We start from the raw sequence: 14,047 nt of genomic DNA on the forward strand, positions 1-14,047 counted from the left end.
GCGTTATAGGTCGAGGGTCAGGCTGACCGTGAGATTGCGCGGTTCGCCTGGGCTGACCCAATAACTGCTGTAGGACCGTTCGTAGTACTTTTCATCGAACAGGTTGTTAAGGTTCAGGCCCACCGTCACGTTTTGCGTGGCTTTGTAATGGGCCAGCAGGTCGACGGTGTGGTAGGCGGGCAGTTCAAAGCTGCCGCCGGCTTCCCCCGAGCGATCCCCCACATAGGTGAATGCTGCGCCCAGGTCCGAGCCGCGCAGGGCGCTCTCCTGGAATTCATACACCCCCAACAGACTGCCGCTGCGCTTGGCCACGCCAAGGATGCGGCTGCCGGCTGGAATGGTGTTGTCACCCTTGGTCACCTCGGCATCGATGTAGGCGAAGGCGCCGATCACGCGCACGGCGTCGGTCACTTGCCCGGTCAGTTGCAGATCGAAACCCTGGCTGCGGGCCTTGCCCATGGCGCGGTTGGTGTTGGTGGCCGGGTCGAGGGCCAGCACGTTTTCCTTTTCGATATGGAAGGCGGCGAGGGTGGCGCTGAGGCGGTCGTCGAACAGTTCGCTTTTGACCCCCACTTCATAGCCCACGCCTTCTTCAGGCTTGAAGGTTTTTCCCGTAGCGTCCAGGCCGCTATTGGGCTTGAACGAGGTCGAGGCGTTGGCGAACACACCGATTTCTGGCGTGAGCTGGTAAAGCAATCCTGCGCGCTGAGTCAGGGCGTCGTGGGTTTGGCGGCTGGTTGGGGCGTTACGGGTAAAGTCATCGACGGTTTGTTCGAAATGCTCAACGCGCGCGCCAATCATGCCGCGCAGGCGGTCGGTGAAGACGATCTGGTCCTGCAGGTTCAAGGCGTGGCTTCTGGTCTGCTCGAAGAAGTCAGTGCCGGAGCGCGCGCCGTTGGGTTTGGGCTGGCCGTAGACCGGGTTGTAAAGGTCGATGGGGTAGCTCCCCGCGACCGCAGTCACGCGCTCGTTCTTGCGGTAGTCCTCGTATTCGGTGCCCACCAACAGCTCGTGCTGCCAACTGCCGATGTCGAACAGGCCGCGCAGTTCCAGCTGGGTGATGCTGTCGTGCCAGCCCATGGAGCGTTCGCGGTAACGGCGATTGAGGGTGTGACCGTCGGCATTCAGCGCGCGGTTTTCCGAAGCATCGCCCCACAGGCTGCCTTGTTTGTAGTGGCTGGCCAGGCGCAGTTTCCAGGCATCGTTGAGGTGATGTTCGAGGGTCGCCTGCAGGCGGTTGTTGTGGTTGTCGATGTCGCCATCGTTGGGTTCGCCGAGGAATGTGCGGCGCGATACGCCGGGAGCGTCGACGATGCCACGGTCGAAGGTGGAGCTGTGGCGCACGAACTCACTTTCCACCAAGAGCGTGGTGTCCGGGTCCAATTGCCAACTGAACGACGGCGCGACAAACACCCGCTTGCTGCCGACGTGATCGCGGAAACTGTGGTTGTCCTCCACCGCCAGGTTGACCCGTGACAGCACGTTAGCTTGGCTGTCCAGCGGGGTGTTGACGTCCAGTGCGGTGCGATAACGATCCCAACTGCCTGCGCTGGTTTGCAGGGTGGTGAAGGCTTCGGGTTGAGGTTTCTTGGTGACGATATTCACCGTACCGCCGGGATCGCCGCGTCCGTAGAGGCTCGCGGCAGGGCCCTTGAGCACTTCGATACGTTCGATATTGGCGGTGTCCGGCGTGCTCGGGTAGCCACGGTTGGCGCTGAAGCCGTCCTGGTAGAACTCCGACGTGGTGAAACCGCGCACGCTGTATTCGTAAAGGGTCAGGCCGCCGAAATTGTTTTGCTTGGACACCCCACCGGCGAATTCCAGCGCGCGTTCCACGTTGGTGCTGCCCAGGTCCTTGAGTACCGTGGCCGGAATCACGCTGATGGACTGTGGGATGTCGCGCAGGGCCGTGTCGGTTTTGGTCGCGCTGGCGGAGCGGGTGGCGCGGTAGCCCTTGACCGGGCCGGTGGCGGATTCATAGGCATCGGTGGTGACGCTGATGGCTTCCAGTTCCAGGCGGTTGTCTTCGGCGAAGGCCGGGTCCAGCAGCAATCCCAGGGCCAGGCCAGCCAGGGGAGCGATTTTTCGAGACGGCATGAGAGAGCGTTCCAATAACAGTATTGAAACAATATAACATGCCTAATGAGAATGAATCGCTACGAAATATCACCCGCGTGCCTGTCAACGGGCACGTGGATGAGGTCGATTATTCCTCTTCTTTTACTGGGGCTGGCGGTGGGCGCAGGCCGATTTCGGCTGACAACTTGATCTCCTTGCCATTGCGCATGACCTGGATCGCAACCTTCTCGGTTGGCTTGATCCGCGCCACCTGGTTCATCGACTTGCGCCCGTCGCCGGCCGGTTCGCCGTTGATGCTTAGAATCACGTCACCCAGTTGCAGGCCGGCCTTCTGCGCCGGGCCGTCGCGGAAGATCCCCGCCACCACGATGCCGGGACGCCCGGTCAGGCCGAACGACTCGGCCAGCTCTTTGGTCAGTGGCTGCACTTCGATGCCCAGCCAGCCGCGAATCACCTGGCCGTGTTCGATGATCGACTTCATCACCTCCATCGCCAGCTTCACCGGAATCGCAAACCCGATGCCCTGGGAGCCGCCGGACTTGGAGAAAATCGCCGTGTTGATGCCGGTCAGGTTGCCATTGGCATCCACCAGCGCGCCGCCGGAGTTACCCGGGTTGATCGCGGCGTCGGTCTGGATAAAGTCTTCGTAGCTGTTGAGGCCCAACTGATTGCGCCCGGTGGCGCTGATGATGCCCATGGTCACGGTCTGACCGACCCCGAACGGGTTGCCGATCGCCAGCGCGACATCGCCTACGCGCAAACCATCGGAGCGGCCGAGGGTGATCGCAGGCAGGTTCTTCAAATCGATCTTCAGCACCGCCAGGTCCGTCTCCGGATCGCTGCCCACCACGCGGGCCAGAGTTTCGCGGCCGTCACGCAGGGCCACCACAATCTGATCGGCGCCGCTGGTCACGTGGTTATTGGTGAGAATGTAGCCTTCGGGGCTCATGATCACTCCGGAACCCAGGCTGGACTCCATGCGCCGCTGTTTGGGCCCGTTGTCACCGAAGTAGCGGCGGAACTGTGGGTCTTCAAACAGCGGATGCGCCGGTTTGTTGATGACTTTGGTGGTGTACAGGTTGACCACCGCCGGAGCGGCGATCACCACTGCGTCGGCATAGGTCACCGGGCCTTGCACCACCGTGGTGGTCTGCGGGGCCTGTTGCAGGTTCACATCAAGGCTGGGTAAGCCCACCAACTGGGGGAAACGCTGAATGATCAGCATCGCGATCAGCACGCCGGCCAGCAATGGCCATCCAAAAAAACGCAGCGCCTTGAGCATCAAGTAAGTCCTGACAGGTTGCAGGGGGCGGGGGAGCGCCCATAATGTCGCGCATTATACGAGGCTGCGAGCGCCTCTGAACGGGATATTTAGGAGACTTTCATGGCCGTCCCCCTTACCACCCTCGTCGAGGAAGCGGACCGCTACCTCGGCAGTGCAAAAATTGCTGATTACTGCCCCAACGGCCTGCAGGTCGAGGGTCGTCCGCAGGTGATGCGCATCGTCAGCGGCGTGACCGCCAGCCAGGCGCTGCTGGATGCCGCCGTCGAGGCCCAGGCCGATCTGGTGCTGGTTCACCATGGTTATTTCTGGAAAGGCGAAAACCCGTGCATCACCGGCATGAAGCAACGTCGCCTGAAAACCCTGCTCAAGCACGACATCAGCCTGCTGGCCTACCACCTGCCGCTGGACCTGCACCCCGCCGTCGGCAATAACGTGCAGCTGGCGCGGCAGTTGGACATCACCGTCGAAGGCCCGCTGGACCCGGATAACCTGAAAGTTATCGGTCTGGTCGGCTCCCTTGCCGAGCCCTTGTCGCCCCGCGACTTCGCCCGCCGCGTGCAGGACGTCATGGGCCGCGAGCCGCTGCTGATCGAGGGCAGCGAGATGATCCGCCGCATCGGCTGGTGTACCGGCGGCGGCCAGGGCTATATCGACCAGGCGATCGCCGCCGGTGTCGATCTGTTCCTCAGCGGCGAGGCGTCCGAGCAGACCTTCCACAGCGCCCGCGAAAACGACGTCAGCTTCATTGCCGCCGGCCATCACGCCACCGAGCGTTACGGCGTACAGGCGCTGGGCGATTACCTGGCGCGGCGCTTTGCCTTGGAGCATTTATTCATCGATTGCCCCAACCCGATCTGACGCGCACTCCTGCGTTTGAGCGGGTCCGACCGGCCCTCGACGCCAAACCTTGGGGCATATTCATATATCGTTTCGGTCTAGATGGCGCCCTAAATAGAAGAAGTTGCTGTGCTAGCATGCCCCGCTCGAACACGGCCCGCTGGCCGTCCATAAGATCGTTTTCGTGAGTAGCCATGGTCGACAAACTGACGCATCTGAAACAGCTGGAGGCGGAAAGCATCCATATCATCCGCGAGGTCGCCGCCGAGTTCGACAACCCGGTGATGCTCTACTCGATCGGTAAAGACTCCGCCGTGATGCTGCACCTGGCACGCAAGGCGTTTTTCCCGGGCAAGCTGCCATTCCCGGTGATGCACGTCGACACCCGCTGGAAATTCCAGGAGATGTACAAGTTCCGCGACAAAATGGTCGAAGAACTGGGCCTGGAGTTGATCACCCACGTCAATCCGGATGGGGTGGCGCAGGGCATCAACCCGTTCACCCACGGCAGCGCCAAGCACACCGACATCATGAAAACCGAGGGCCTCAAGCAGGCCCTGGACAAGTATGGTTTCGACGCAGCATTCGGCGGCGCCCGTCGCGATGAAGAGAAATCCCGCGCCAAAGAGCGCGTGTACTCGTTCCGCGACAGCAAACACCGCTGGGACCCGAAGAACCAGCGCCCGGAGCTGTGGAACGTCTATAACGGCAACGTCAACAAGGGCGAGTCGATCCGCGTGTTCCCGCTGTCCAACTGGACCGAGCTGGACATCTGGCAGTACATCTACCTGGAAGGCATCCCGATCGTGCCGCTGTACTTCGCCGCCGAGCGTGAGGTGATCGAGAAGAACGGCACGTTGATCATGATCGACGACGACCGCATCCTTGAGCACCTGTCCGACGAAGACAAAGCCCGCATCGTCAAAAAGAAAGTCCGTTTCCGTACCCTTGGCTGCTACCCGTTGACGGGCGCGGTGGAGTCCGAAGCCGAAACGCTGACGGACATCATTCAGGAAATGCTCCTGACGCGAACTTCCGAGCGCCAGGGCCGGGTCATCGACCATGATGGCGCCGGCTCCATGGAAGATAAAAAACGGCAGGGGTACTTTTAAGTTTCGAGTTACAAGCGGCAAGCTGCAAGTTAAAGGCGGTATGCGTAATTTGGCGGTTTGGTGCTTGCAGCCGGTTGTTGCGAGCCGCTATCGAGTGACTCGTAATGGACTTCGAGAAGTTGGTCGTTTGGCAGAGAAGCAAATGTTTAGCGGTGGGAGTTTACCGGGAGTTGGCGCAATGCAGGGATCTTGGTTTTAAGGACCAGATCACTCGCTCTGCACTTTCGGTGCCCTCCAATATTGCTGAGGGTACGGAGCGTCGCAGTGCTAAAGAAAAGGCGCGTTTTCTTTGGATAGCGAAGTCTTCTTGTGGTGAGTTACGGACACAGATTCTCATCGGTAGCGACATTGCTTACATCGCCCGCCCGCTGGCTGAAAACTGGATTACAGAAACTCGCGAGCTCTCAAAAATGCTCTGCGGCCTGATCAACAAAATTTCTGACTAGCTGTACGCCGACAAGCTTGCCGCTTGAAGCTTACAGCTCGGAGCTTGAACCCAATGAGCCATCAATCTGATTTGATCAGCGAGGACATCCTCGCCTACCTGGGCCAGCACGAGCGCAAGGAAATGTTGCGCTTCCTGACCTGTGGCAACGTCGACGACGGCAAGAGCACCCTGATCGGGCGCCTGCTGCACGACTCCAAGATGATCTACGAAGACCACTTGGAAGCCATTACCCGCGATTCGAAGAAGTCCGGCACCACCGGTGACGATATCGACCTGGCCCTGCTGGTCGACGGCTTGCAGGCCGAGCGTGAGCAGGGCATCACCATTGATGTGGCTTACCGCTACTTCTCTACCGCCAAGCGCAAATTCATCATCGCCGACACGCCCGGCCATGAGCAGTACACCCGCAACATGGCTACGGGTGCGTCCACCTGTGACCTGGCGATCATTCTGATCGACGCGCGCTATGGCGTGCAGACCCAGACCCGTCGCCACAGCTACATCGCCTCGTTGCTGGGCATCAAGCACATCGTAATCGCCGTCAACAAGATGGATATCAACGGCTTCGACCAAAACGTCTTCGAGGCCATCAAGGCCGATTACCTGAAGTTCGCCGACGGTATCGCATTCAAGCCGAGCACCATGGCGTTCGTGCCGATGTCGGCGCTCAAGGGCGACAACGTGGTGAACAGGAGCGAGCGTTCGCCCTGGTACACCGGGCAGTCGCTGATGGAGATCCTCGAGACCGTCGAGATCGCCAACGACCGCAACTACACCGACCTGCGTTTCCCGGTGCAGTACGTCAACCGTCCGAACCTGAACTTCCGTGGCTTCGCCGGCACCCTGGCCAGCGGCATCGTGCACAAGGGCGACGAAGTCGTGGTGCTGCCGTCGGGCAAGAGCAGCCGCGTCAAATCCATCGTCACCTTCGAAGGTGAGCTGGAGCACGCCGGCCCCGGCCAGGCGGTGACCCTGACCATGGAAGACGAGATCGACATCTCGCGCGGCGACTTGCTGGTGCATGCCGACAACGTGCCGCAGGTGGCCGACGCCTTCGATGCCATGCTGGTGTGGATGGCCGAAGAACCGATGCTGCCGGGCAAGAAATACGACATCAAGCGCGCCACCAGTTACGTGCCGGGTTCCATCACCAGCATCGTGCACCGCGTGGACGTGAACACCCTGGCCGAAGGCCCGGCGAGTTCGTTGCAGTTGAACGAGATCGGCCGCGTCAAGGTCAGCCTCGACGCCGCCATCGCGCTGGACGGTTACGACAGCAACCGCACCACCGGCGCCTTCATTGTCATCGATCGTCTGACCAACGGCACCGTGGCGGCCGGCATGATCATCGCGCCGCCGGTGAACCATGGCGGTGCGTCGCACCACGGCAAGTTGGCCCATGTGGCAACCGAAGAGCGCGCGCTGCGCTTCGGCCAGCAACCGGCTACGGTGTTGTTCAGCGGGTTGTCGGGCGCCGGTAAGAGCACCCTGGCCTATGCGGTCGAGCGCAAGCTGTTCGATATGGGCCGTGCCGTGTTCGTGCTGGATGGCCAGAACCTGCGCCACGACCTCAACAAAGGGCTGCCGCAGGATCGCGCCGGGCGTACCGAGAACTGGCGGCGTGCCGCGCATGTGGCGCGTCAGTTCAACGAAGCCGGCCTGCTGACCCTGGCCGCGTTCGTCGCACCGGACGCCGAAGGTCGTGAACAGGCCAAGGCGCTGATTGGCAGCGACCGCCTGCTGACCGTTTACGTGCAGGCATCGCCGCTGGTGTGCGCCGAGCGCGATCCGCAAGGCCTGTATGCCGCCGGTGGGGATAACATTCCTGGCGAGTCCTTCCCGTACGACGTGCCGTTGAACGCCGACCTGGTCATCGACACCCAGGCCCTGTCGCTGGAAGACAGCGTCAAGCAAGTGCTGGAACTGTTGCGTCAGCGCGGCGCGATCTAAGCTCGCGCAGTCAAATGTGGGAGGGGGCTTGCCCCCGATAGCGATGTACCCGTGACAGAGGTACTGACTGACACACTGCTATCGAGGGCAAGCCCTCTCCCACCTTTTGATTATCGTTTGTCTGGGAAGTCTTTATGTAGCTTGTCCAGTAACGCATCCTTCTCTTCCCACAGCTGGTTGATCCACCCCTGGAACGCCAGTCGATACTCCCCATCCTGCTCATAGTTCTTGCCGATGAACTCACGCGGGATCTGCACCTCATCAAACCGCACCACCACGTCCTTCACCTTCCCGCATAGCAAGTCCCAGTACCCAGGGCGCCCGGCGGGGTAGTGGATAGTCACGTTCACCAGCGACTTCAACTGTTCGCCCATGGCATCCAGCACAAACGCGATACCGCCGGCCTTGGGCTTGAGCAGGTAGCGAAACGGTGAATTTTGCTGCGCGTGCTTGCCCGGCGTAAACCGCGTGCCTTCGGCGAAATTGAAGATGCCCACCGGGTTGTCGCGAAACTTCGCGCAGGTCTTGCGGGTGGTTTCCAGGTCCTTGCCTTTCTTCTCCGGGTGTTTTTCCAGGTAGGCCTTGGTGTAGCGTTTCATGAAGGGAAAGCCCAACGCCCACCACGCCAGGCCAATCACCGGCACCCAGATCAACTCCTGCTTGAGGAAAAACTTGAGCGGGCGAATGCGACGGTTGAGCACATATTGCAGCACCATGATGTCGACCCAACTCTGGTGATTGCTGGTCACCAGGTAGGAATGCTGGTAGTCCAGGCCTTCAAGGCCGGTCACGTGCCAGCGCGTGTGCCGGACCAGGTTCATCCAGCCCTTATTGTTGGTGACCCAGGCCTCATGGGTGTGGTTCATCAGCCATTCACTGAAGCGCTTGGCAAAGGGCAGGGCCTTGAACAGCGCCACGACGAACAGGAACGAACACAGCAGAATTGTGTTCAGCGCCAGCAACAGCGATGCGATCACCCCGCGTACGGCGGCAGGCAGAAAATCCAGCATTTAGATATCCATAGGTCGGTTGGCGGCTTGGATCGCAGTCAGTGCGATGGTGTACACGATGTCGTCGACCTGGGCGCCGCGCGGCAGGTCGTTGACCGGTTTGCGCAGCCCCTGGAGCATCGGCCCCAGGCTTACGCAGTCGGCGCTGCGCTGCACCGCTTTGTGGGTGGTGTTGCCGGTGTTCAGGTCCGGGAACACGAATACCGTGGCCTTGCCGGCGACCGGGCTGTTGGGCGCCAGTTGCCGCGCCACGGTTTCGTTGGCGGCGGCGTCGTATTGCAGCGGGCCGTCGATCAACAGTGCGCTTTGCTGTTCATGGGCAAGCAGAGTGGCTTCGCGGACTTTCTCGACTTCTTCGCCGCTGGCCGAGTCGCCGCTGGAGTAACTGATCATTGCCACGCGCGGGGTAATGCCGAACGCCTGCGCCGAGTCGGCGCTCTGCAGGGCGATCTCCGCCAGTTCGGCGGCGCTGGGGTGCGGGTTCATCACGCAGTCGCCGTACACCAGCACCTGTTCGGGGAACAACATGAAGAACACCGACGACACCAACGTGCAACCCGGTGCGGTTTTAATCAACTGCAAGGCCGGGCGGATGGTATTGGCGGTGGAATGGATAACCCCGGATACCAGCCCGTCGACTTCATCCAGGGCCAGCATCATGGTCGCGATCACCACGGTGTCTTCCAACTGCTGCTCGGCCATCGGCGCATTGAGGCTCTTGCTCTTGCGCAGCGCCACCATTGGCTCGACGTACCGCTCGCGGATCAGGTCCGGGTCGAGAATCTCCAGTCCTTCGGGCAATTCGATGCCTTGGGCACGGGCCACGGCTTCCACGTCCGCCGGCTTGGCCAGCAGCACGCAGCGCGCAATGCCGCGAGCCTGGCAGATGGCGGCGGCCTGCACGGTCAGCGGCTCGCTGCCTTCGGGCAGGACGATGCGCTTGTTGGCGGCCTGGGCGCGCTGGATCAACTGGTAGCGGAACACCGCCGGCGACAGGCGCATCTCCCGCGGCGTGCCGCAGCGTTGGTGCAGCCAGCGTGCATCGAGATGGCCGGCGACGAAATCGGTAATGATCTCGGCGCGCTCGCGGTCATCGATGGGAATTTCCTTGTTCAGGTTGTTGAGCAGGTTGGCGGTCTCGTAGGAGCCGGTACTCACCGACAGCACCGGCAGCCCGGCCTGGAAGGCGCCGCGGCACAGGTCCATGATGCGCGGGTCGGGCAGGGTGTCGCTGGTCAGCAGCAACCCGGCCAGGGGCACGCCGTTGATGGCGGCCAGGCTGACGGCCAGGATAATGTCGTCGCGGTCCCCGGGGGTCACCACCAGCACGCCGGGCTTGAGCAGTTCCACGGTGTTACGCATGGTGCGGGCGCAGATGATGATGCGGGTCATGCGCCGGGTTTCGTAGTCGCCGGCATTGAGGATCTGTGCGCCCATCAGGTCGGCGACGTCACGGGTGCGCGGGGCATTGAGTTCAGGCTGGTAGGGAATGCAGCCTAACAGGCGGAAATCGCCACTGCGCAGCAAGGGCGAATGTTCCTTGAGGCGCGCCGAGAAGGCTTCCATGCTTTCGTCAGTGCGCACCTTGTTGAGGATTACGCCGAGCACTTTCGGGTCTTTCGGCCCGCCGAACAGTTGGGCCTGCAGTTCCACGCGGCCGGACAGCTCGGTGAGTACTTCGTTTTCCGGGGCCGAGACCAGGATCACTTCCGCATCCAGGCTCTTGGCCAGGTGCAGGTTGACCCGTGCGGCATAGCTGGCGCTGCGGGTCGGCACCATGCCCTCGACGATGAGCACATCCTTGCCCACGGCGGCCTGCTGATACAGGGTGATGATTTCTTCCAGCAGCTCATCGAGCTGGCCGTCCCCGAGCATCCGCTCTACGTGGGCCAGGCCCAGGGGCTGTGGCGGCTTGAGGCCGTGGGTGCGCGCCACCAGTTCGGTGGAGCGTTCGGGGCCGGTATCGCCTGGGTGAGGTTGGGCAATCGGTTTGAAGAAGCCGACTTTCAGCCCGGCTCGTTCGAGGGTGCGCACCAGCCCGAGGCTGATGGAGGTCAGACCCACACCAAAATCGGTGGGCGCGATAAAAAAAGTCTGCATGCGAATTCTCTGGAGGTGCATGGCTTCGGTGGCGCCCTATAACTGAGCGCCTGCCGGGAATCAGGTGCCAAGGTTATCGCTATTCGTGGGCTTGCGCACACCAGCCGCAGGCAAAGCGCTGGCCTATTTTTTTGCTGCGTTGCAGCGGGTCGAGTACCCAGGCGCGGGATTGCCAGGGTGGCTGGTGGCGCAGGTGCTGGGTGTGGCCGCAGGACAGCTCGACAACCCATTGCTGCTCGGCGTCCAGGTGGAAGCCGAGGATGCGGGAGACCGTTGGTCGGTCCCGTCCGTCCGGGTTCTGTTCGCTTTCGGGCAAATCCTTGTTTAGACTTGTCCGTTCTTCATTCTTATGCAAAAGGTCTCGCCCCATGACGATCGCCGCTAACAAGGCTGTCTCCATCGACTATACCCTGACCAACGACGCTGGTGAGGTCATCGACAGCTCAGCCGGCGGCGCGCCGCTGGTCTACCTGCAAGGCGCAGGTAACATCATTCCAGGCCTGGAAAAGGCACTGGAAGGCAAAAGCGTTGGCGATGAGCTGAACGTTGCCGTGGAGCCTGAAGATGCCTACGGCGAATACTCCGCCGAACTGGTCAGCACCCTGAGCCGCAGCATGTTCGAAGGTGTTGATGAGTTGGAAGTGGGCATGCAGTTCCACGCTTCCGCGCCGGACGGTCAAATGCAGATCGTCACAATCCGTGACCTGGACGGCGACGACGTTACCGTCGACGGCAACCATCCCCTGGCTGGCCAGCGCCTGAACTTCCAAGTGAAGATCGTTGCCATCCGCGACGCTTCCCAGGAAGAAGTGGCCCACGGTCACGTCCACGGTGAAGGCGGTCATCACCATTGATTGATGTTTTGATCAAGCGGTAGCAAAAACGCCTCGACCGGTTCGGGGCGTTTTTTTTGTGCCCGAAAATACACCGCGATCAAAATGTGGGAGGACTTGCCCACCGGTGGAGCTGCGATGATTTTCAGGCACAAACAAAAATGCCCCGGACCTTTCGGTACGGGGCATTTCTTAACTGTTACGCAACCTGGGCTGCGTTGCAGTTGTTACCACTCAGGCTGCAGCAGCAACGCTCAGAGCCTTGATGTGGCCATTCAGGCGGCTCTTATGGCGAGCGGCCTTGTTCTTGTGGATGATGCCTTTATCGGCCATACGGTCGATAACCGGCACAGCCAGAACGTAGGCTGCTTGAGCTTTTTCAGCGTCTTTGGTGTCGATGGCTTTAACTACATTCTTGATGTAGGTACGAACCATGGAACGCAGGCTGGCGTTGTGGCTGCGACGCTTCTCAGCCTGTTTTGCACGTTTTTTGGCGGAAGGTGTGTTGGCCACCGTCGAGCTCCTCGAAAGACTTTTTAGGAAATAGCAAACAAAATAGGCCGCGAATCATGCCGATGACTTGATGGGTTGTCAAGGGCGGCAGATGCGAACTGCTGAGTGGTCGATCTTAAGAGGCGGGTGATTTATTTCCGGCGCTTGACCTGTAAACTCGCGAGCTTTGGCGCTGTGCTGTTGCAGGCGCGCAGTATCGCATAAGTGGGCGCACAGTTCGCCTGCTCTTTATCCATAGGCGCAAACTCTTTCAATGAATCTGCTCAAATCGCTGGCTGCCGTCAGCTCTATCACGATGATTTCCCGGGTTCTGGGGTTCGTGCGTGACACCCTGCTGGCGCGCATCTTTGGCGCCAGCATGGCCACGGATGCCTTCTTTATCGCGTTCAAGTTGCCCAACCTGCTGCGGCGCATCTTCGCCGAGGGGGCGTTCTCGCAGGCGTTCGTGCCGATTCTGGCGGAGTACAAGACCCAGCAGGGCGAAGAGGCGACGCGAACCTTTATTGCCTACGTCTCGGGCCTGCTGACCCTGGTATTGATGCTGGTGACCGCCCTGGGCATGCTCGCCGCGCCGTGGGTGATCTGGGCCACGGCGCCCGGCTTTGCCGACACCCCGGAAAAATTCGCGCTGACCACCGACCTGCTGCGCGTGACCTTTCCTTATATATTGCTGATTTCCCTGTCTTCCCTGGCCGGGGCCATCCTCAATACCTGGAACCGTTTCTCGGTACCGGCCTTCGTGCCAACGCTGCTTAACGTCAGCATGATCATCTTTGCGCTGTTCCTCACCCCGTACTTCGATCCGCCGGTGATGGCGCTGGGCTGGGCGGTGCTGGCCGGTGGCCTGGCGCAATTGCTTTACCAGCTGCCGCATTTGAAGAAGATCGGCATGCTCGTGCTGCCGCGCCTGAACCTCAAGGACACCGGCGTCTGGCGTGTCATGCGCAATATGTTGCCGGCCATCCTTGGCGTGTCGGTCAGTCAGATCTCCCTGATCATCAACACCGCGTTCGCTTCGTTGCTGGTATCGGGTTCAGTGTCGTGGATGTATTACGCCGATCGCCTGATGGAGTTGCCCTCCGGTGTGCTGGGCGTGGCACTCGGCACAATCCTGCTGCCGACCCTGGCGCGAACCTACGCCAACAAGGACCGCCAGGAATACTCGCGCATCCTCGATTGGGGCCTGCGCCTGTGCTTCGTGCTGGTGCTGCCGTGTTCCCTGGCGCTGGGTATTCTGGCTGAGCCGCTGACAGTCTCGCTGTTCCAATATGGTCAATTTGACGCCCATGACGCCCTGATGACCCAGCGCGCGCTGATCGCCTACTCCGTCGGCCTGCTCGGCATCATTGTGATCAAGGTGCTGGCGCCGGGCTTCTACGCCCAGCAGAACATTCGCACGCCGGTGAAAATCGCGATTTTCACGCTGATCGTCACGCAGTTGCTCAACCTGCTGTTTATCGGCCCGCTGGCCCATGCCGGTCTGGCCCTGGCGATCAGCGCGGGCGCCTGCATCAACGCCGGCCTGCTGTTCTACCAACTGCGCAAACAGCAGATGTTCCAGCCGCAGCCAGGCTGGGGGATGTTCGCGGTCAAACTGCTGGTGGCGGTGGGGATGATGTGCGCCGTGTTGCTTGGGCTGATGCACTTCATGCCCGCCTGGGACCAGGGCCATATGCTCGAACGCTTCATGCGCCTGGGCGTGCTGGTGGTCGCTGGGGTAGTGGTGTACTTCGGGATGTTATTACTGCAAGGTTTCCGGCTGCGGGATTTCAATCGCAAGTCGCTGAGTTAGAGAGTTTGCCGCTATAAAACCGGTGTTTTATCGATTCGACCCATTTGCCCTGCGCTGTTGCCTGTCGTCCGGGGCAGTGTGTGGTTAT

The 14,047-nt window shown here is 60.9% G+C and carries 12 protein-coding genes; 6 read left to right on the top strand and 6 right to left on the bottom strand.

Annotation, left to right across the window (positions count from 1 at the left end; translation table 11 throughout):
- Positions 1 to 3: 3 nt before the first annotated feature.
- Both PSH94_RS03615 and algW read right to left on the bottom strand, forming a co-directional pair.
- On the bottom strand, positions 4 to 2,097 hold the full coding sequence (locus PSH94_RS03615) for a TonB-dependent siderophore receptor (protein WP_305436504.1): 2,094 nt from the start codon (positions 2,095 to 2,097) through the stop codon (positions 4 to 6).
- Positions 2,098 to 2,206: 109 nt separating this feature from the next.
- Entirely contained in the window at positions 2,207 to 3,361 is a 1,155-nt protein-coding gene (gene algW / locus PSH94_RS03620; RefSeq protein ID WP_181079613.1) for a Do family serine endopeptidase AlgW, read from the bottom strand.
- A 102-nt stretch (positions 3,362 to 3,463) separates the two neighbouring features.
- On the opposite strand from algW, the gene PSH94_RS03625 reads away from it, so the two are divergent.
- From PSH94_RS03625 to cysN, 4 genes are all read left to right on the top strand, one after another.
- Positions 3,464 to 4,222 (top strand): Nif3-like dinuclear metal center hexameric protein, encoded by a 759-nt coding sequence (locus tag PSH94_RS03625; protein WP_305436505.1) that lies wholly within the window; start codon positions 3,464 to 3,466, stop codon positions 4,220 to 4,222.
- A gap of 173 nt (positions 4,223 to 4,395) precedes the next feature.
- Positions 4,396 to 5,313, top strand: coding sequence for a sulfate adenylyltransferase subunit CysD (gene cysD, locus PSH94_RS03630; RefSeq protein ID WP_003208447.1), 918 nt, complete (start codon positions 4,396 to 4,398; stop codon positions 5,311 to 5,313).
- Between the two features lie 104 nt (positions 5,314 to 5,417).
- Positions 5,418 to 5,759: a four helix bundle protein gene (locus PSH94_RS03635; RefSeq protein WP_236218003.1), complete on the top strand. Its 342-nt coding sequence runs from the start codon at positions 5,418 to 5,420 to the stop codon at positions 5,757 to 5,759.
- A 53-nt stretch (positions 5,760 to 5,812) separates the two neighbouring features.
- Positions 5,813 to 7,711, top strand: a complete 1,899-nt coding sequence (cysN, locus tag PSH94_RS03640) for a sulfate adenylyltransferase subunit CysN (protein ID WP_305436507.1) — start codon at positions 5,813 to 5,815, stop codon at positions 7,709 to 7,711.
- Positions 7,712 to 7,821: 110 nt separating this feature from the next.
- Here cysN and PSH94_RS03645 read toward each other — a convergent pair whose 3' ends face one another.
- The 3 genes from PSH94_RS03645 to PSH94_RS03655 form a co-directional block, all read right to left on the bottom strand.
- Positions 7,822 to 8,721, bottom strand: a complete 900-nt coding sequence (locus PSH94_RS03645; protein ID WP_305436509.1) for an acyltransferase — start codon at positions 8,719 to 8,721, stop codon at positions 7,822 to 7,824.
- Positions 8,722 to 10,821: a phosphate acetyltransferase gene (pta, locus tag PSH94_RS03650; RefSeq protein ID WP_253510400.1), complete on the bottom strand. Its 2,100-nt coding sequence runs from the start codon at positions 10,819 to 10,821 to the stop codon at positions 8,722 to 8,724.
- Positions 10,822 to 10,900: 79 nt separating this feature from the next.
- Positions 10,901 to 11,191 carry a DUF3565 domain-containing protein gene (locus tag PSH94_RS03655; RefSeq protein ID WP_370694740.1) on the bottom strand — a complete coding sequence of 97 codons (291 nt, stop codon included), beginning with the start codon at positions 11,189 to 11,191 and terminating at the stop codon, positions 10,901 to 10,903.
- Here PSH94_RS03655 and PSH94_RS03660 point away from each other — a divergent pair.
- Positions 11,190 to 11,675 (top strand): peptidylprolyl isomerase, encoded by a 486-nt coding sequence (locus PSH94_RS03660; protein WP_181079620.1) that lies wholly within the window; start codon positions 11,190 to 11,192, stop codon positions 11,673 to 11,675. The two genes, PSH94_RS03655 and PSH94_RS03660, sit on opposite strands and share 2 nt — an antisense overlap.
- Before the next feature lie 213 nt (positions 11,676 to 11,888).
- Here the strand turns inward: PSH94_RS03660 and rpsT are convergent, their stop codons facing one another.
- Positions 11,889 to 12,167: a 30S ribosomal protein S20 gene (gene rpsT / locus PSH94_RS03665; protein ID WP_016976313.1), complete on the bottom strand. Its 279-nt coding sequence runs from the start codon at positions 12,165 to 12,167 to the stop codon at positions 11,889 to 11,891.
- A 253-nt stretch (positions 12,168 to 12,420) separates the two neighbouring features.
- Between rpsT and murJ the strand changes: the two genes are divergently transcribed.
- On the top strand, positions 12,421 to 13,959 hold the full coding sequence (gene murJ / locus PSH94_RS03670; protein WP_181079621.1) for a murein biosynthesis integral membrane protein MurJ: 1,539 nt from the start codon (positions 12,421 to 12,423) through the stop codon (positions 13,957 to 13,959).
- Positions 13,960 to 14,047 lie beyond the last annotated feature (88 nt).

The organism is Pseudomonas sp. FP2254 (genome assembly GCF_030687695.1).
Lineage (GTDB): Bacteria > Pseudomonadota > Gammaproteobacteria > Pseudomonadales > Pseudomonadaceae > Aquipseudomonas > Aquipseudomonas quebecensis.

Excerpts from the sequence above, each read along its gene's own strand:
- PSH94_RS03625 (WP_305436505.1), top strand. The coding sequence starts at position 3,464 with ATGGCCGTCCCCCTTACCACCCTCGTCGAGGAAGCGGACCGCTACCTC.
- cysN (WP_305436507.1), top strand. The coding sequence starts at position 5,813 with ATGAGCCATCAATCTGATTTGATCAGCGAGGACATCCTCGCCTACCTG.
- PSH94_RS03660 (WP_181079620.1), top strand. The coding sequence starts at position 11,190 with ATGACGATCGCCGCTAACAAGGCTGTCTCCATCGACTATACCCTGACC.
- PSH94_RS03615 (WP_305436504.1), bottom strand. The coding sequence starts at position 2,097 with ATGCCGTCTCGAAAAATCGCTCCCCTGGCTGGCCTGGCCCTGGGATTG.
- cysD (WP_003208447.1), top strand. The coding sequence starts at position 4,396 with ATGGTCGACAAACTGACGCATCTGAAACAGCTGGAGGCGGAAAGCATC.
- PSH94_RS03655 (WP_370694740.1), bottom strand. The coding sequence starts at position 11,191 with ATGGGGCGAGACCTTTTGCATAAGAATGAAGAACGGACAAGTCTAAAC.
- algW (WP_181079613.1), bottom strand. The coding sequence starts at position 3,361 with ATGCTCAAGGCGCTGCGTTTTTTTGGATGGCCATTGCTGGCCGGCGTG.
- PSH94_RS03645 (WP_305436509.1), bottom strand. The coding sequence starts at position 8,721 with ATGCTGGATTTTCTGCCTGCCGCCGTACGCGGGGTGATCGCATCGCTG.
- PSH94_RS03635 (WP_236218003.1), top strand. The coding sequence starts at position 5,418 with ATGGACTTCGAGAAGTTGGTCGTTTGGCAGAGAAGCAAATGTTTAGCG.
- pta (WP_253510400.1), bottom strand. The coding sequence starts at position 10,821 with ATGCAGACTTTTTTTATCGCGCCCACCGATTTTGGTGTGGGTCTGACC.
- murJ (WP_181079621.1), top strand. The coding sequence starts at position 12,421 with ATGAATCTGCTCAAATCGCTGGCTGCCGTCAGCTCTATCACGATGATT.